Source organism: Seonamhaeicola aphaedonensis (genome assembly GCF_003386195.1).
GTDB lineage: Bacteria > Bacteroidota > Bacteroidia > Flavobacteriales > Flavobacteriaceae > Seonamhaeicola > Seonamhaeicola aphaedonensis.
In genome coordinates this window covers 1,993-21,195 of the sequence record NZ_QRDX01000008.1, presented here as the reverse complement: position 1 = coordinate 21,195, position 19,203 = coordinate 1,993, and the positions used below count along the sequence as shown (strand labels likewise).

Annotated in this window: 12 protein-coding genes; 7 read left to right on the top strand and 5 right to left on the bottom strand. The window is 34.7% G+C overall.

Features of this window, described 5'->3' with window-relative positions:
* Positions 1-37 precede the first annotated feature (37 nt).
* The 7 genes from DFQ02_RS12895 to DFQ02_RS12870 all read left to right on the top strand — a co-directional run bounded on the left by DFQ02_RS12895 (position 38) and on the right by DFQ02_RS12870 (position 15,411).
* Entirely contained in the window at positions 38-10,858 is a 10,821-nt protein-coding gene (locus DFQ02_RS12895; RefSeq protein ID WP_116524861.1) for an RHS repeat-associated core domain-containing protein, read from the top strand.
* A gap of 9 nt (positions 10,859-10,867) precedes the next feature.
* Complete coding sequence (locus DFQ02_RS12890) at positions 10,868-11,728, top strand: leucine-rich repeat domain-containing protein (protein WP_147297777.1); 861 nt, start codon at positions 10,868-10,870, stop codon at positions 11,726-11,728.
* A 92-nt stretch (positions 11,729-11,820) separates the two neighbouring features.
* Complete coding sequence (locus DFQ02_RS15460; protein ID WP_116524972.1) at positions 11,821-11,925, top strand: DUF1508 domain-containing protein; 105 nt, start codon at positions 11,821-11,823, stop codon at positions 11,923-11,925.
* A 111-nt stretch (positions 11,926-12,036) separates the two neighbouring features.
* The gene (locus DFQ02_RS12880) at positions 12,037-13,104 is read left to right on the top strand and encodes an RHS repeat-associated core domain-containing protein (protein WP_262510835.1); all 1,068 of its coding nucleotides are present in this window, start codon (positions 12,037-12,039) and stop codon (positions 13,102-13,104) included.
* A 13-nt stretch (positions 13,105-13,117) separates the two neighbouring features.
* Entirely contained in the window at positions 13,118-13,738 is a 621-nt protein-coding gene (locus DFQ02_RS12875) for a hypothetical protein (RefSeq protein ID WP_147297776.1), read from the top strand.
* A 40-nt stretch (positions 13,739-13,778) separates the two neighbouring features.
* Positions 13,779-13,955, top strand: a complete 177-nt coding sequence (locus DFQ02_RS15230) for a hypothetical protein (RefSeq protein ID WP_181896421.1) — start codon at positions 13,779-13,781, stop codon at positions 13,953-13,955.
* Between the two features lie 406 nt (positions 13,956-14,361).
* Entirely contained in the window at positions 14,362-15,411 is a 1,050-nt protein-coding gene (locus tag DFQ02_RS12870; RefSeq protein WP_116524857.1) for a tyrosine-type recombinase/integrase, read from the top strand.
* A gap of 254 nt (positions 15,412-15,665) precedes the next feature.
* Here DFQ02_RS12870 and DFQ02_RS12865 read toward each other — a convergent pair whose 3' ends face one another.
* The 5 genes from DFQ02_RS12865 to DFQ02_RS12845 form a co-directional block, all read right to left on the bottom strand.
* A complete protein-coding gene (locus tag DFQ02_RS12865) occupies positions 15,666-16,016 on the bottom strand; it encodes a hypothetical protein (protein WP_116524856.1) in 351 nt (116 codons plus the stop codon).
* 187 nt (positions 16,017-16,203) lie between these two features.
* Positions 16,204-17,295: an RHS repeat domain-containing protein gene (locus DFQ02_RS12860; protein WP_262510834.1), complete on the bottom strand. Its 1,092-nt coding sequence runs from the start codon at positions 17,293-17,295 to the stop codon at positions 16,204-16,206.
* Positions 17,296-17,485: 190 nt separating this feature from the next.
* Positions 17,486-17,689 (bottom strand): hypothetical protein, encoded by a 204-nt coding sequence (locus DFQ02_RS12855; RefSeq protein WP_147297775.1) that lies wholly within the window; start codon positions 17,687-17,689, stop codon positions 17,486-17,488.
* Positions 17,690-17,714: 25 nt separating this feature from the next.
* Complete coding sequence (locus DFQ02_RS12850; RefSeq protein WP_116524853.1) at positions 17,715-18,173, bottom strand: hypothetical protein; 459 nt, start codon at positions 18,171-18,173, stop codon at positions 17,715-17,717.
* The coding region (locus DFQ02_RS12845) for an RHS repeat domain-containing protein (RefSeq protein ID WP_116524852.1) at positions 18,170-19,203 on the bottom strand (1,034 nt) is incomplete at its 5' end. The genes DFQ02_RS12850 and DFQ02_RS12845, both read right to left, overlap by 4 nt.

Here is a 19,203-nt window from a genome sequence, read left to right as displayed (position 1 = left end):
TTAATCAATTTTTAAAACAATACATAAACTTTTACAGATGGAAAAGTATAAATTCACCGTAATATTGTTGGCTTTTGCCACCTTGTTTGGACATTCCCAAAACGAACAATTTTATTCTAAAATTGGTCCCAATGAAGCTACAAACATGAATGTTGGAGCAAGTGTTGGCATTGAGGATCCCAATTATTTTGCACCAAACAGCAGTATCGACAACACGGCCGTTGAAATACATTTGGGCATTGAAGATGATATTATACCTGCCAGTCCATTTGCCTTTAAGTATACTGCACTTCTGGAGGTACAGACTTACAATATGACCACGAATGCCATTACCGACACCTATAACCTCTCCATGGATATCGAGTATGACCCCTTGGGAACTACCGGGAATGTGAAAGATTTGGCAATTCAAAAATTAAACGGTATTCAAAAAGTAAACATCAATGTGTTAGCGGTAACGGTTGAAGACACCAATACAGGAACCATTTTACCTAGTAACAATCCCGGAAATGTTTATCTGGAACTCATCTATAAAAATACCAGACTATATAATTTAACCGTTCAGTTACCTGAATTGGAGCATCAATTCATAAAAATAAACAGTGACAATTCAGAAACCGTACAAAGCTCTGGTGTTGATGCCGATGAATTGGAATTTAATTGGTCATCCATAGTCGGTGCCGAGGAATATGATCTGGAATGGACTTGGGTCGATAATTATTCCACCATATCCAGCAACATTCTTGAAGCGCAAAGTAATATATGCCTTAGTGATCTGGATTATAGGATAAACAGCACGCGTATTAGAACCCGTGATACCTTATATAGAATTCCATTGGTTTATGCCAATGGTTATGTGGTATACAGGATGAGACCCTTGGCCAAAACATTCTATACCGATCCCATGACACCCACCGAAAAACAGATCAAAACACTATACGGTAAGTGGACTAGCAATGACAACATTAAAAGTACAGTTAGCGACTGGCCCCACAAAGCAAGGACCTATTCACATGAAGAAAACAAAAACTGGCAATTTCAGGCAAGCTATGCCGAGGAAGGAAAAAAGAAAGAAGTGGTCAGCTATTTTGATGGAACATTGAGAAACCGGCAAACGGTCACTAAGATCAATAGTGACAACAATGCCATAGTTGGTGAGGTCATCTACGATACGCAAGGCCGTCCCGCCGTTGAAGTACTTCCTGTACCATCGGGATTATCCGCCATTAAACATTATGATCGATTCAACCTAAATACAGACCCGGTAGAAACCCGAGAGATTTATAGCCATTTGGATTTCGATTGGGATAGCGATTCACTATGCAACACACTGTTAAATGGAATGGCCAAGGAATCAGGAGCGAGTAAGTATTATTCAAATAACAATACGATTACAAACAACTGGCAGGATTATGTACCCGATGCCGACTTTTATCCGTTTTCACAAATTGAATATACTCCAGATAATACAGGAAGAATCAGTAGAAAAAGCGGTGTAGGTTCTTTCCATAAACTTGGTTCGGGGCACGAAATGAAATACTACTATGGTACGCCCTCACAATTGGAGCTAAACAGATTGTTTGGGTATAAAGTAGGCTACAAAAAACACTATAAAAAGAATTTGGTGGTCGATCCCAACGGTCAGGTCAGTGTAAGTTATATAGATCCACAAGGGCGGACTATAGCAACGGCTTTGGCAGGTGACAATCCAGCTGCACTTAGCGGTCTTGAGGATGAAGATAACAGCTTCCTACATAACACCATTCAGGAAGACCTGTTGAACAAAGTAGACCCGAATGATTTTGATACCGATCTTGATAACAACGTTCGATTTAGTTCAGGAAATTACGGATCACTTAATGATGGTTTAAATTTTTATTCCCAATTTGTGGTTGCAGGAGCAGATGCACCTTATACTTTTGATTACAATTTTTTAAATAACCAAAATTTCACATTTTGTGGCGTAACCTATCCATTTGTTTACGAATTAGGAATAAGCCTTGAAGATTGTTGTGGTAATGATGTCTCCAATGGCGGTGCTTATAACGGGCTGGTACAATCATCGTTCCAGCGAAACTTCAATACCACCCTTCCCCAAGGACCGTACACCATTAACAAATCGCTAACGGTAGACCAAGAGACTTTGGAAGGTTATATCGATAGCTATTTATCTTCCGGGGATTGTGACCTTACCATTGAGGATTTTGTTAGGACCCCTGGTGAATTTTCGGGTTGTTTTGCAACTTGTCAGGAATGTGAGGATAGTTTAGGAACGCAGTCCAATTATGTTGCTGAAGGGTTGAGCGACAAGGCCGATGAAAAAGGTGGTGCTTTGACCAGTCAGGAAATTGCAGCTTATACCTTGATCTTCGAAAACGAATGGCAAGTATTCTTTGATGCTTGTAACCAACTATGTGAGTCTGCGGAACAACTGGACTTTTCATGTAATATTAATGAACAACGCCTTTTACAGGATTTCTTTCCAGGTGAACAATACGCGGTTACCCTTACTACCACGGAAATTGCGGATGATGATGGAAATATCAGGGATTTTGACCCAGATATTAATGAGGACAATATCGTAGATGATAAATTGAGTATCTATAATCCAAATAGTGTACTGCCTGATACTAACTTTGGTGATGGTAGCTATGTTTGGCAAAATCCATCTGTACCCTATACGGATGACTTTGGCAATATAGCCTATGTGAAGGTACAGGTAACCATAGATGATATTGGTACGCGCACCTACGATCCAGAAATAGATGAATTGGCAACTGGTCAGGGCTATGACACGGCCACACCCGACAGTGAAGGCAACATTTTGGTATTGCCCAATCACCTTCTCCACCATGAGGATTTTGAAGCCGAATGGCGTAACAGTTGGGCTAAATCATTACTGGTTTACCATCCTGAGAAATGCTATTTGGATTATTTTACCGAACTATGCACACAAACCTTTAATGGACAGAGTTCTACTTCGTATGATAACTATTTAAATGGTCTTGAAACCTATAATGATGCAAATACTGCCGGCTTATTCAGCCTAGAAACAACCTTATCTGATCAAGACCCTTTCTTCAAAATAGACTATAGCACCGAAAGCAATGCCTATTACTTAAAAAGACAGGAAATCATAGAGCATGCCTTAACAGTAAATTATGAGGGCGATGACCTAAACGGTGCCGTTTTATGGGAAGTGGCCTATATGTTCGCCAAATGTGGCAATCCAGAACTGTATAATTGCTATACGCCCGGTACATTATCCCTGTCTCAGGCCATAAATACCCTGAACACGGAAGAAAAGGATGCGTTTTGGGAACGGTACAGATTGTTTTATTTAAGTACCAAACAAAAAATAGCCTATGTGTTTTCCAATCTTTATGCTGGGCAGAACGGCTGCCTAAACGAGTGTATAGAAGCTGGTGAAAATCAGCGTTTTGAATTCGTTTTAAAGGAATACCTTGGCTTTTTTGCCTATATATCTGGTCAACGATCGAGCTTTTCAAACGGGTATTGCAATGACCATGAGAACCTATACAAACTAAAAGAAAGGCGTTTTATCCCCTTTGACCAACTATACGACTCCAGCAAGGACGGTATTGCATTGGTTGAAGAGTTAGAGTCGGATACCGACTACTTATATTGGTCAGAGACTGGTAACTGTCCGCTTGCACTCGATCTGCAAATATTTTTGGATGGCCTGTTTAAGGATCAAAATAGTGGCACCTCTGGAACGATCTTTAATTCTAATGGCATTATAAATGCCGAATACTTAACAGCTGATTTTTATGAGGCACTTGGTGGAGTTACAGAGAACGATCCAATGACCAATGCTCCCATAGAGCCTGTTGACAATATTATTTTAAAAGCAAATATTATTTCTAATACCGAAATTGAAATAAGTGTGAGGGATAGTAATGATCAAGATACCCTTGAAGAGAATGGAGAAACCTGTGCTATTACATTGCATAGTAATGGAGAAGATTTCAACAATTACGGTCCTTGGAAAATAGTGAGCATGAACAAGGTGTATTACGTGCCGGATTCGTACGATAATACCGTCATGCCTGCAACCTTCGATTTTCAAATACTCGCAACCATAGAAACGTCACCTGGAAATACCTACGAAGCCGTTTTTAATGGGACAACCTGTGCGGCCATTGGTGAATGTGGTGTAGGTAGTGGCGTTGTTGGCCAGTCCCTGAACCCCGATGTTGATCCTAATTTAGGTAGTAAATGGGGTTGTACGGACCTGACCGAATTTAGGTATGCCGTGGTGGATCTATTGAATTTTTTAAGACAGACCAGCGAAAATTTTGGGACTATAGATTTTCTGCATGACTATGGCCCTGCCGAACCGTTCGATATATTCAATGGTACCGCAGGAAACAACCAAATTCTAACGGATTTATACTATAACGACTTTTTGGTAAATTTCTTTGGTCTTGATTTAGCGGATGATGTCATGACCTGGGAGTTTGATGGTATCGACACCTATACCCTAAGGAGAAATACGACACCTATATTTATATTGGATACTATAGATTTAAGAACCATTGCCCCTGAACTGTTCACGGACATAACTTTTGAACAGGATACCCAGGGCAACATATATGGAGGTGATGTCAGCTACTTAGCAAATTTAGCATCACCTACAATCTCTACAATTTCACATAGCAATTCATTTCTTGATGGTGGTCTTAACTGCTGTTTGGTAGGAGCCGCAACCAATTTTTCCCTACAAGTAGCCATTGTCCATAAGGACACTATTGCTAATGTAAAACGGGTGAGTTCCTTGGTTTTTACACCACAAACCGTAGGATATCGATTAGGCGAAGACCTTGAATTTGATTATGATATTGATATAGAGGCTCTGCATGATGGCTTTGTGGATTTGGATATGTTCTATAATTCTCAGGTAAACCCTTCTACCTTAACGATTACTTCCGATGATGGAGTAGAAGTGTTTTCGACAGAAGATGGATCTCTGGATGTGGGTTATTATTACGATTATAGATTACTAGGTGACCGTTCTGTAATGAACTATGACTTTTTAAAGGGAAGGCATAATGAAGGAAATGTGTGGAACCCACAATTTCATGCTAAATATGAATTGGACTTTTTAAACTATAACATAAATGGCTTGGGACAAAATTTTCCTATCCAAAGTATCACTGGCGCTTCACAAGTTAAAGGCGATGGAGACCTTCTTCTAAGTATATTTAATAATGGCCCCCCTAATAATGATAATTGGATTCAGGACGCTTCAGACCCAGGATACCCTAACTATACAAGAATTCTTATGGACGGATTGTATTATGGGACTTGGAATGACACTCACATATATAATTTCGAAAATGGTGTGCAACTCGACTTCAACACAAAACTAAAAGTGTCCACATTGCCAACCATTTTTACGGGTTATGGTGCTTTTGGCCACATATTAAGCCTTGGAAGCTCTACTAACAATACCTTGGGAAAAAATGATGATCTTATTTATCAAGTTGTGTTTTATGAAAGCCAGCCAGAAAACGTAATCAATCCAGGCTGTGCGGAATGTATCGTACAAACCGTAGCACCTGTGAGTTGTGATGAAAAGTACAATACTTTTATAAATGACATTTCGGTACTGGGTTATACCGTACCAAGCTTTATGACACAGGAGTTCTTTTGCCAAATGAATTACCAATATTCTGTGGATGATTATTTATATTATTTAGACAACCATTATAATAACAGTCAGAATCCGCTCCCACCTCATTTTGAGGTAGCTACCATTGATGACCCTAATTTTATTACCATTAGTGAATTTGCCACTTCTGCCCTAAACCAAGGGTTCTTGGGTATGAAAAGCGCCATAGATGACTACCATCAATATCTAATGGATAATCCCGGAGGCACTGACCTATATTCCTGGCGTGCCTATATTGAAACCATATACCTGGATAAAATCCCTGGTATTTGTTTACCGGCTCCACTGTTTACCGAATCTTTGGAAATTGATCCCAACGATTTGGTTTACCCATGCCATGAGTTTGTGGCCAATATTGAAGAGACCTATAAAAATGTTCTCTATGAACAATACATCGAATTCAAAAAAGCGGAATTTAGGGAAGCTTATATTAACCAAGCCTTAAATAGTGCCATTGAAACTTTTACAAACACTAGGCCTGATAAGGAATATCAATATACGCTGTATTATTATGACCAGGCCGGTAATTTAACACAGACCGTATCTCCCGAAGGCGTTTACCGTTTGGGAGATAACATCAGCGATGGTGGCATCAATAATATTGTTAATGAAGTTAACATTAGTCGCGATACCAACCCGGATAATGAAAGCAACTTTGATCCAACAAGCAGTATCAGAATATTACCAGATCATAAATTAAAAACACAATACCGGTACAACTCCCTTAACCAACTCGTTTGGCAAGAAACACCAGATGGCGGTATAACGCGGTTTGCCTATGATAAATTAGGGCGAATCATCGCTTCTCAAAATGCGAGACAAGAAGCCAATATCTCAAATAGTGTTATGAGCTATACTAGGTACGACGAATTGGGTAGAATTATTGAAGCGGGTGAAATGGTTTTGGACACAGACTTTACCATTTCGGATACTGGCGTATTAATACGTATAAGCGATGGATTAGCAGTAGATGAAGTCAATGATCTCCTTTATCCGGAGAATATAACCATAAACGATCGGAATCAAGTCACAAAAACTAGCTACGACAACATGGTTTTGGGCAAGGAGTCCCTTTTCGAAAACTATCAGAGCGACAATGACCGAAACAGGGTCACCGCGGTATTGTATTTTGACAGCTATAATGCTACAAGTCCGTTATCTTCCTTTGCCAATGCCATATATTATAATTATGACATTCACGGTAATGTCAATGAAATGATAACCGAAATAAACGATTCAAGATTATCTGCTATAGGGCAACACTATAAAAAAGTACAGTATGACTATGATCTTATTAGCGGTAACGTCAATAGAGTAACCTACCAAAAAGGAGAGGTAGACCAGTTTATCCATCGTTACGAATATGATGCCGATAACAGGATCATCAATGTCTATACATCCAACGATGACATTATATGGGAAAAAGATGCTAATTATCAATACTATGAGCATGGTCCGCTTGCCCGTGTATTAGTAGGTGATAAAAAGGTGCAGGGCATGGACTATGTTTATACTCTACAAGGTTGGCTTAAAGGTGTGAACAACCATGCATTGAATCTAACAGATTTAGGCGGTGATGGCGTTAAAAATAGTGTAGCCAGAGATGCTTTTGCTTATGCATTATCCTATTTTACGAACGACTATGTTTCTCGTACCACAAATCCATTTAATACAACCGATACATTTAACGGTGCTACACTGGGGCTTTTCAATGGAAATATCAGAGGTATGAGTACGGCTTTAATGGATCTTAGCGAAAATCCTTTGGTTGTTTCTTATAATCAATATGGTTACGATCAGCTTAATCGGATTACCGCAATGAATAATTTTGAAGGCTTAAGTACTGGGGAAGCTCCAAATATAACGGGTATCCATTCCAATTATTCCTACGATAGAAACGGTAATATTTTGACCCTCTACAGAAATGCCAGGGATACCGGTAACTCTATAAAGGATATGGATGAATTGACCTATACCTATTATACCAAAGCCAATGGAGACCCTACCAATAAGCTTCGTATCGTCAATGATATGATACCCAATAATAAATTTACCAATATTGACGTAGACAACCATATCAACGATTATATCTATGACGAAATAGGGCAATTGACACAGGACTTGGATGAAGGCATAAGCAATATTGACTGGCGCGTGGATGGTAAGGTAGAAAAGGTAACCAAATCTTCTGGAGATGAAATTAGCTTTACCTATGATGGCTTGGGTAACCGCCTGTCCAAGTACAGCAGTTTAGAGGACAAAGAAACAATCTACATCCGAGATGCACAGGGCAATGTGCTTAGTGTCTATAATTTGCTCAATGCCAACGATGCGGCACAGAGAAGTTACATATTGGACGAACACCAGATATACGGCAGCAGTCGTCTGGGGCTTCAGAACTATGAGAATTTAGAGCTCAATAATGTTGCCCAGGCTTCACAATCCAGTGCAAAAGAGGCATCGACTCCACTTTTAAAAACGGCGTCCAGTTCGTCAATGGCCATGGCATCCATGGCATCGGGAACGGCACTTAAATTTGATGGCACCTTGTATGGTACTTGGGTAGATTCTACCATGGTCTCTGATAACGACTTATTCTATTACAATTGGAAATACAATGCAAAGATTGACACAAAAATTAAGTTGGACAGTCTGCATACAGGCGAAGAAGCCGTGGCACAAGTGTCCTATTTTGATGAAGCCATCGATCATTTTGGAGTTAAGAGAATATTCTTAAACTTAGATAGCGATGGGACTACATATGCACCAAATATGGTGATTGAAGACCGTTTTCTATACTTTGACAGTACTACCAACGAAGAGAAAATCTATACCAGGACCACTAAAGTGGCGTTGCCGCTAAGCGAAGGTATTTCAGATCTCGCTGCAGATATTAGTTTTGAAGTGATTTCCAATGGCTATTACGATTTTGATGCTACTTTAGTGTTAAACGGCTTATCCTACTTCCTTGATAATGAAAATCTAGAATTATCGGTTAGTAGAACAATAACCACCGAACCGCATACAGTAAGTATATCCAGAATCCCAGGAGTAAATCCTGGGGGTACCATGACTTTTGAAATGTGTACCTTCTCGTATATACTAAACAACCAAAGTGAACAGGATTTTAATTTTTCGGTTCCCGGAACAAATCCAATGTCTAACGATTATACCTTAACTCTTAACACCACAGATGCCAGCGATCCCATGGATCAAACACGATGGGTATCCAGTTATTGCACCAATACTCCGCCGGATAGGGATAACGATGGTGTAACCGATGATATTGATGTGGATGATGACAATGACGGTATTTTAGATACAGTTGAAGGTTATGGTGATCTAGACAATGACGGTGTACCGAATTATTTTGATTTGGATAGCGATAATGATGGCATCCCAGATAACATAGAAGCCCAAACTACGGCTGATTATATTGTGCCTTCTGGTGTAGATGCCCCAGATGGTAATGGAAATAGAAATGGTCTTGATGATGCCTATGAAAGTGCACCTGGAAGTGGAGAAGGTATACAGGGACTCGTAAATACTGATGGGGATACTCTTCCCGATTACGAGGATACCGATAGTGATAACGACACGGTACTGGATATTGTGGAACGCAACTCCAATAACTTAGGGATAGTGGATACGACGGCCTCTGACGTTGATACGGATAATGACGGTCTGGACAATGCTTTTGAAGGGGTTGATCCTAATGATGGCTATGTTAATGAAAACACCAACCCTACGGCCGATTATAGAAATACCGATGGCGAGGATGATCTGGATTATAGAGATACAGATGATGATAATGATGGCTATATCACTTATGAAGAAGATCCTAATTCAAATAATATCCTATATGATGATGATAGCGATAGTGACGGCTACAGTGACTACCTAGATCCTAGTAACAGCAACCCGTCTATTCCTGCTGTAGGCCCTGTTGAAGAGTTTTTTAGATTGGCAGGAGATAAGCGTTATGAATTGAGCAATCACTTAGGAAATGTTTTGGCAGTAATTAGTGACCAGAAATTGGTGAAAAATGGTATCTTTACTCCAGACGTTCTTTCATATAATGATTACTATCCTTTCGGAATGCTGCAGCCTAATCGTCACGGTTCCAGTGATAGCTACCGTTACGGTTTTCAAGGTCAGGAGAAGGATGATGAGGTTAAAGGAGAAGGGAATAGTTATGATTACGGTAATAGATTCCATGACCCTAGAATTGGTAGATGGTTGAGTTTAGACGCTGTTAGTAAGGCACATCAAGGAAACTATAATTTTGCTAGTAATAGTCCAATAATGCTCATAGATAAAGGAGGTGATGATGATTATTATTACGATGCTATAACTAATAGTATATATGTGATAAGAAACGGTGCCCCCCATAGATTCTTTTTCACTGAATACATTTTTAATGACCCTGAAAATAACGGTCTGCAAGTTGGCTCTCCTATAGTAAGGCAATATCCTCCAGGTAGTGACCAAGTGGCTAAGCTATTTTTTGAAAACAACGTAGTTTTTAGAGATGCTCTTAAGCATGCGAGAGGGGAAGACTATAATAGAATTTATAATAGTTATAGAAACCTAAGTGGTGAAGAAGGTGGAAAAATTGTAGGCGTTATGATGGCAGCTCCGGCTGTAGTTGTGGTAGGATTAGAAGTATTAGCTGCATATGGTACACAAACTGTTTTGACAGTTATCGCTGAAGAAAGTTTGGATTATGCTATTGAATCTATAACAGGAATTCCTGTAATTATGGATCCAATTGATATAATTGAACATGGATTTAAAAAAGTATTAAGGTCTCAGGTTAAAGAACAATTTGTCGAAAAATACGGAAAGGAACAACTTAAAGAGATGGGTTCTTATACTGTGGTTTTTAAAGATGGGACTAAATATCATGGTAAAGGAAACTTTGAAGAGGCAATTTCTGCTTCAGCAAGAAAATCAAAGAATGCGGAAGATACAATAACTAATTTTGATTGGACTCCGTCTTCGAAGAATACAAATGCAGACGGATTTGTTGACGAAGCAAAAAGGCTCAATAATGACCCTGGAGGTTACAAGAATCCTAATAATAGAAACCTTAGGGATTCTCCAGGTAATAGAAAATATAAAGATGATTACGATAAAAAATATGGCAATAATGATGGTTAATAAAATATTATGAAAGTAGAGAGATATAAGGATTTGGATTACGAATACTTGAGAATAGATTCCTCAAAGATGAACGATTATATAAATTATATAAATAAAAATGATATTAAAAATCTTGATATAAATAGTATTTCGGGATATCGCTTGAAAGATGTTAATTTTTTAGAGTTTTGTCCAAATATAGAAGTAATATCTATCACTGACAGAGATATTGACATAGAAGGAATAAAGCATTTAAAAAGTCTAAGGGTTTTAACTAGTAATTCAAATCCAATATCAAATTTTGATTTAAGTATTTTTCCAAATTTAGAATCATTAAGTGTTGATTGGAATGGTAAATGGTCTAACATTACGGAATGTTTGAATTTAAAATCTTTAAGAGTATGGAGCTATAAGGAAGATGATTTAATGTGTTTTAAAAAGTTGGAAAAATTGAAAATACTTTCTTTAAATGAGAGTAGTATATCCTCGCTGTCTGGAATTGAGAAATTAAAAAGTCTCACTAAATTTGAAGGATACTACCTTAAAAAGTTATCCCAAATTAATATCAATAAGGAAATTGATAACTTAAAAGAAATCCATTTGGAATACTGTAAAAAAATTGAAAATTTTCAAGATATATCAAAGATAAAAGGACTACGAAAACTATCGTTAATTTTCTGTTCTCAGAAAATTAAAAGTGTGAGTTTTATTGAAAAGCTACCTTATTTGGTTGAGTTTAATATAAAAGGCACAACCATAGAAGATGGTGATACTAGTTTTTTTTCAAGATTGCAAATGTTTTACTTTGACAATAAAAAAGATTATAACTATAGTTATAAAGAGCTGATTCTTCCAAAACTAAAACAAAAGGCTAATAGAATAAATTAATTGATGAACCAACTCATGAGATTATTTTAAATTTGACAGATTAGAGGCTATAAATGGTAGTCCATTTGTCAATTTAAAGGCTCCAATGGTTAATTTATGGAACAAGTCAAATATATTCAAGTAAAGATACTATGGAAAACGGTACTTCTTCTGAAAAGAATAATGCTCCGAATGCTTGTGTAGAAGATAATTCTTAGATAATAGATTTAATAAAACGAGTGTGCATTAATGTATGCTCGTTTTTGATTTAGATAGACCATCACAAATTGATAAAAAGTAGTATTTTTATGCTAGACGTTCTTTAATATATTGATTACAACCCTTTCGGAATGCTCCAACCTAACCGCCACGGAAGTAGTGATAACTATAGGTATGGTTATAATGGAAAAGAGAAAGATGATGAAATTAAAGGAGAAGGTGTTCAGTATGATTATGGTTTTAGGATTTATGATGCCCGAATTGCGAGATTTTTGAGCACAGACCCCTTGTTTAAAGGATTTCCGTTTTACACTCCTTATCAATTTGCTGGAAATAAACCGATTATTGCAATCGACTTAGATGGTTTAGAAGAAGCTAGAGTAACTAGGTCTAGGCACATTAGACAGACTATTGTATTACATGGAAATAATCAACAGTTTGGAAAAATGGATATATCACTAAATGGCAAAATTATTAATGTTGATGCAGGGTCTACTGTCGTTATTACACCTGGGTATGAAGGGAGTGCTGAGCTAATCGAAACTGTAGTTTATAGAAGGATGCAAAAATGGGGCATTAATGGAAGGAGGGCTTATAGAGTTTCCAGTACGCTAAAAACAAATAAAGCAACTGCACCTATGCCTACACCAGTACCAGCTCCTGTACCTGCACCAAAACCAGTAGAAAAAGAAGCTTATTGGGTTACCGAAGATGTGTATGAAGATAGAGAAATAACGGTAACTAGAAATCGTGAAGTCGAAAGTAAAAAGAATATTAATTTAGATATTTCTTTTGAGTATAGAGAAGCGCATTATAAAAATTATTCTGGTGCTAGAGAAATAATAGACCCTATTTTGGATAAATTAAAGACTAACCCTAGCAACAGGCTTAAACTTACTGTAAATGTTAGGTCATCTGACCCTGATGCTTCGGTAGGATGGAATCCATTCTATGATGCTACTGATTTGGCAGAAGATAGAGTTGATTATATGTCTCAAGAGCTTCAAAAGTACAATGTTCCTCTAGACCAATATGAAATAAATTACACTATTGACCCAAATAAACCTTACGGAGTTACAGGAGTATTGACTACATACGAAACTGTTAATGAAGAAATAACTACTTCTGAAACCGAAAGAGTTAAAGTTGGCACGAAACGTGTTAAGAAATACAAATAAACTTTATTTAAACATGAAATTCTATTTAGCTCTATTTTTTACAATTATGTGTTCTTTTTCTAATGGACAAGTTGCTACATTAGACGAAATACCTTCTGTGGATGGTTATATATATATCAATATTGAAAAAAAGTCATTAGTAATTATTGATAGAATCTTTTCTAATGTTAAACTTAATGAGGAAAAAATAATAGTTAATGATACTAATTCTTCAATTCTTCAAAACTTCTCAATTAATGAATCTGATAAGTACAAATATTATTTGGTTGATTATTTTGAATCAGACGAATCAGGGTTGTTTTCGAAAAACATAAAAACAATTATTACGGAGCAAAAAATTGAACTTGAATCTCCCTGGGCAATTTTAAAATTAAGTAAAATGGATTTGAGTAATGAATATGATTGGAATTGCAATGACGGCAAAGTTAATAAAGTTTTAAGGTTAAAAAATGATATGAAGTTTCTTTTTGAAAAAAGGAAAGAAAAACTTCACTTTAAGCTTGCTATTAATTGCGAAGATTTTATTTTCAATCAAGAGGTAGTAAAAAACAATCCGAAAATTAGTATTGTTGATGAAGAATTAATATTCTTTCACAATGATAAAGTATTATATATTTTAAGTATAGCTAAGTAATGTTTTAGCCTTCCCTAAAAGCATTTTATTTTATGAAATAATGAAAAACTTTAAGTATTGGAACAATTATTTAATCATTGGAATCATTCTTTTAATAGCTAATAAATTCATTAATAAACCAGAAATATTAGGATGGCTTGTCTTAATTATTGGTTTGGGTTTATCTGTTTATGGTTTGACTCTTTTTTTTAGAGATAAAAGAAGTGATGAAAGTTAAATTTTAAAGTTAATGAATAGAAAAAAAAAGTGGATTATACTTTTCGGGATAATTTGCATATTGCTCGGTTTTGACACTGATAATACAAACTTCATTCCTTCTTCATATAAGTATATTACAGGTGGGATATTCATTGTATATGGTTTATTCTTTGTGAAAAATACTAGTAAAAGTAACGATCTAAATTAGTCTATGTGCTAATATTGTAAATAAAAAAAGAGAAAGCTACTTTAGAAATAAGGTAGCTTTTACAGTTATAAGTCAATCCCATCTCAACATCCTCCAAAAATGCATCTGTATATCTCATGCTGTTTTCTCAGGTATTTTGACTCACATCGACAAGGGTTAAAATCTGTAAATATTTTCTATAGTTATATTTGCTGAATTGTAAATTCAATTTGGCAAAATGAAAAAAACAACCTTATTAATTCCCTTATTTGAAAAATTTATTCGTGAGAGTGAGACTGGTAAACGGCTAAAGAAAAATGGTGAAAAAATCACCCAAGGATCTATTGACAACTATAAATATGCATTAAAAAACTTGGTTAAATTTAGTGCAGATACCGGTTTTGAACTGCGTATATGCGATGCTTCTAAACTAAATAAAAGGGAACGTCTTTCTGAAAAGAATTATTGGAAAAAATTTTATAAAAAATTTACCGATTACCTTTATAAAAAAGGTTGTTATGATAACTATGTAGGAGCCAATATTAAATTAATACGTACATTTTTTAACTATTTAAAGTATGAAAAAGACTTTAATACAGGGGATTATCATCGCTTGTTTTATGTTAGAAAAGAACAGATTGACATTCTGGTCTTATCTCCGGAACAATTAAAATTTTTAATACATGACAAAACTTTTGAAAACAGTTTAAGTCCCGCAATGAGGCGGGTTAAGGATATTTTTGTGTTTGGCTGTAGCACTGGGTTGCGTTTTTCAGATCTATTTTTGCTTACCAATAAAAATTTTGAGAAACAACAAGACGATTGGTACTTAAAGGTAAAATCTAAAAAAACTAAAACTTATAGTTTTATAAAACTCCCTCAATACGCCATTGAAATTTATAAAAAGTACAAACCAAAATCAGCAAAAGCACCAATTTTCAAACCAATATCTTTATTCATATTTAACAGGAGCTTAAAACAAGTTGGTGAAAAGGCACAATTTATTGACCCAATTGAAATGACCAGAGAAAAGCTTGGAAAAGCCAAATTGGTCACCAAAACACAACAAAGTAAGAAAGTATTACGCTTTTGCGACAAGATGAGTTCTCACATGATGAGAAGAACTGCTATAACCACATTACTCATTTTAGGAATGCCAGAACATTTAGTACGTAAAATAAGTGGTCATAGTCATGCCAGTAATTCTTTCAACAGATATGTGCATTATGCTCAAGCTTATATAGACAAGGAAATAGATAAAGTGTATAGTAAATTGGACAGTTACTAAAATTTAAGCTAAATAGAAGATCTTATAAAACTCTTTATAATAATCCAATATACTCACAACAATGAAACGTGATACGGTTAAATAATCCCCATTATATTTATTTCACTAACACTTAATTAACTTATTTTCAGAAATCTAAACTCGAACAATTTCTCATCCACTATTTTATACCGTTACCATCATATCGTAACTGTTTAAGTTGTCTCCTGTTTTTCTCAAAAAAAGACTATCCGATTTAGATAGCTCTCATTATATTATTTTAGACCATTACTTCGTTTGTCAATAAGGTTAGAGCAATACTTAATTTTGCTCAATTTGTGTATATCATATTTTCTTAACTTAATAATAAAATAGCTTTTTTCAATATTATTTTTGTTAGGTATAAATTTAATATTTACAGATTCATAACTACTAGAATCCCTAATAGAGAAGTCTGTTTTAATTTTGTAATTAAAAATTTCTATAACAAAAGAATTATCTTTTTCAAGTACATTTGCCTCAATTTCACACAATAATTTGGGGAAATCATAATTGGCTAGCATAAGTGGGTTGCTATCAAAACAAACCTTATCATTGATTTTTAAAGAAATACTATCGTTGTCCATTATAATTGGACATTCATAATAAATCTTTATTATATTAGACTTTATTTTTAGATATTTTTCCTTGCAAGATTTGTTTGAATTAGCCAAAAAAACAGAATCCAATTTAAATGATTTGTCATAGATGATTTTATAACTTTTTTCAGATTGAGCAAATGTCCTATTAAATGATAGTGATATTATAAATACACTAGTTATCAGTAGAACTTGGCTTATTTGAACTTTTATCAGTGTCATTGCTTTTCTTTTTATTTCCATGAAATTTTTCATTAACAAAATCAACGAGAAGCTGTATCTGTTCATTAAATAAATCTCCTTCTATATCCTCATCTTCATAATCATTTCCTAATTCTAATCTTGAAGCGGGTGCAGTCATTATATTGGCATTAAGCATATTATTCAATTCTTCTAATTCCTGTCTATCTATTTCTTTACCCATAGCTGCTTGAAAAGCTAGATTATCAATTTTTTTAACAATTCTTTGTAATATAGTAGCTTGTTTAAATATTTTACCGTTATATCCTTGAACTTCTATATCTCTAGGATGTATTAAACCTCCCAAATGTAATAATTCATGCAAAATAGAATTAGACATTTCTTCAATTAAAAATATATCTGGTATACTTGCGATATCAGTTTCTAAATAATTAGACAAAAGTGCTCCTAAATCATTAATATAAGCAAAAGAACCTCCAATTTCATTAACCATTCCACCTGTACCATTAAATTCAGATGGTTCAAGCCCTTTTTTAATATCTTTAACAACAGCTTCTTGAAACTTCCCATCATCAAATATTCTCATATAATAGTTGTTTTCAGGAACTTTGTTCAAAGCTTTAAAGCTAAACCAACCTTTTAATTTTCCACCATTTTTTAATTCAGTATCAATTAGGGCATTATATTTTCCTTTCACTTCATTCATTATTTTGTTAACAAGTTCATCTGATAACCTAGAATCATTAACAATATTAATATGAGCATTAACAAATATTGTACCATCAGTCGCTTTAGAAATACTAAATTCCAAACCTTCTAATTCAGTACCATCTATAACCCTATTTTCACTAAATGAATAAGGGCTATTCCATGGATATATTGAAGCCAACGGGTCAACCGCAAAGAAACGTCCAACTCTTGGGTCGTGCATCCTATACTTATAATTTAAGCTATTTCCTTCCCCCTTAACTTCATCATCTTTTTCCTGTCCTTGGAAGCCGTAACGGTAACTATCACTGGAACCGTGACGATTAGGCTGCAGCATTCCGAAAGGGTTGTAATCAATAAATTAAAGAACGCCTGGAATAAAAAGACTACCTTTTATCAATTATAGGCAGCCTATTTAAATCAAAAACGAGTATACATTAATGCACAGGGAAGGCTACACCTAAAATCAATATTAGACCTAATACTTATTAACATAAAACGAGCATAAAAGTTATACCTGTTTTAAAATTATTACAATAACTTTTTATCTACTGAGGAATAGCTATGGAACTATTCATTATTTCTGACAAACTATCTAATTTTTTTTTCAAATCATCAGCTTGATTTTTCAAATCATTAGCATCGTTCTTCATTTCAATGATGTTTTCATCAATAGTTTTTATTTTATCCTGTAATATTATTACTTTTTCTTCTTCTATATCATCCTTTGTATGATCATCAACACAGGACATTAATAATAGAAGTATTGCAAGAAATTTATAAATCATCTGTATCTTCATATTCCTTTAAGTATTTATCATAGTTAATGCTTAAATCTTTCATATAAACATTACCAAAATCAGTAATCTTATTAAGTAATTTTTCACTAACATTTATGTCTAACAAAACTTCATTTATATGATTGAAAAATTTATCCATAAAAAATAAAGTTGTCGTTTTTTCATCTATATAGATAAAATCACCAACGAAAATAGAATAAGTAATAATCTTATCTCTTTTTGAAATGTCTGGTCCAGCAATATTAGATACTTTTTCATCATTTGAATGAGATAAATTAATTGATAATAACCAGTTAATATATTTCAAGTTAAGTTCTTTATCAAATTCTATTTCAAATTTATCATTAAACCTCTCATCAAAAGCCATTGCAATCTGATAAGGAAACTCATAATCAATATCAGAGTTTATTAAAATGGAAATTAAATCAATTTTCATAATTTTTTCTTAAATCGTCTAGAACGTGTCTTTTCAAAGATATTGCCTTTTGGAAATTTTTTAAACTTTTTGACATGTTTTTCTACTTTTTTAGCTTCTACTTCTTTTACTTTCTTAGTTGTGATTTCTGTTTGTTCAAAAATAACTTTTCCAGTTATTTTTCTTTTTGGAAATCTTTTTTGAAGCTTTCTGATTTGGCTTTGTAATCTTACTGGGAGTTTTGTCTTTGCCATTTTTGTCATATCAGCTTTTCCATATTTATAGACTTTCCCATTTATTTTTATTTCATATACACCTTGATGTCCTTTATATTTATTATTATTTTTATGTAATTTATTTTTTGTATCCGTTCCAGAATTATTAATTAAAGTGCTAGAGATTTTTTTATAAACAGTAAATGTTCCATCATCATTTTCAAATTCGATTTCATCAGCTGTATCTAAAAATTCAGAAAAAGCACTTTCAAATTTTTTGTGAGATTCGAGAGCATTTTTATAAGTTTCAATATATGTTTCGGTAGCACCAACTACGTCATCATACATTTTTTGAATTTCATTATCAGTATAAGTGAAAATCGCTTCGTTAATTAAATCTCCAATTCCCTTACCTAGGAAATCAACAATCATTCTTTTTTTAGAATAATCATCTACTGCTTGATTTACTTCTTGAATAGCATTTACATGACTCTCTATTCTTGAAGCTAGCATTTGCAATAAATCCGAAGATTGACTTAGTGCATCTAAATATAGATATATCTGTTCTCCTGGTACTGGGTCATCTCCCAATACATCTTTGTAGTAAATTGGATTATTTCCAAAAGCAGCATATGGACTTTCCCATGCTTTAGCTACTGGGTCAATAGTAAACCATCTACCAATTCTCGGGTCATATTGTCTGAAATTCGTTGTATAAGATTTCCCTTCCCCCTTAACTTCATCATCTTTTTCCTGTCCTTGGAAGCCGTAACGGTAACTATCACTGGAACCGTGACGATTAGGCTGCAGCATTCCGAAAGGGTTGTAATCAATAT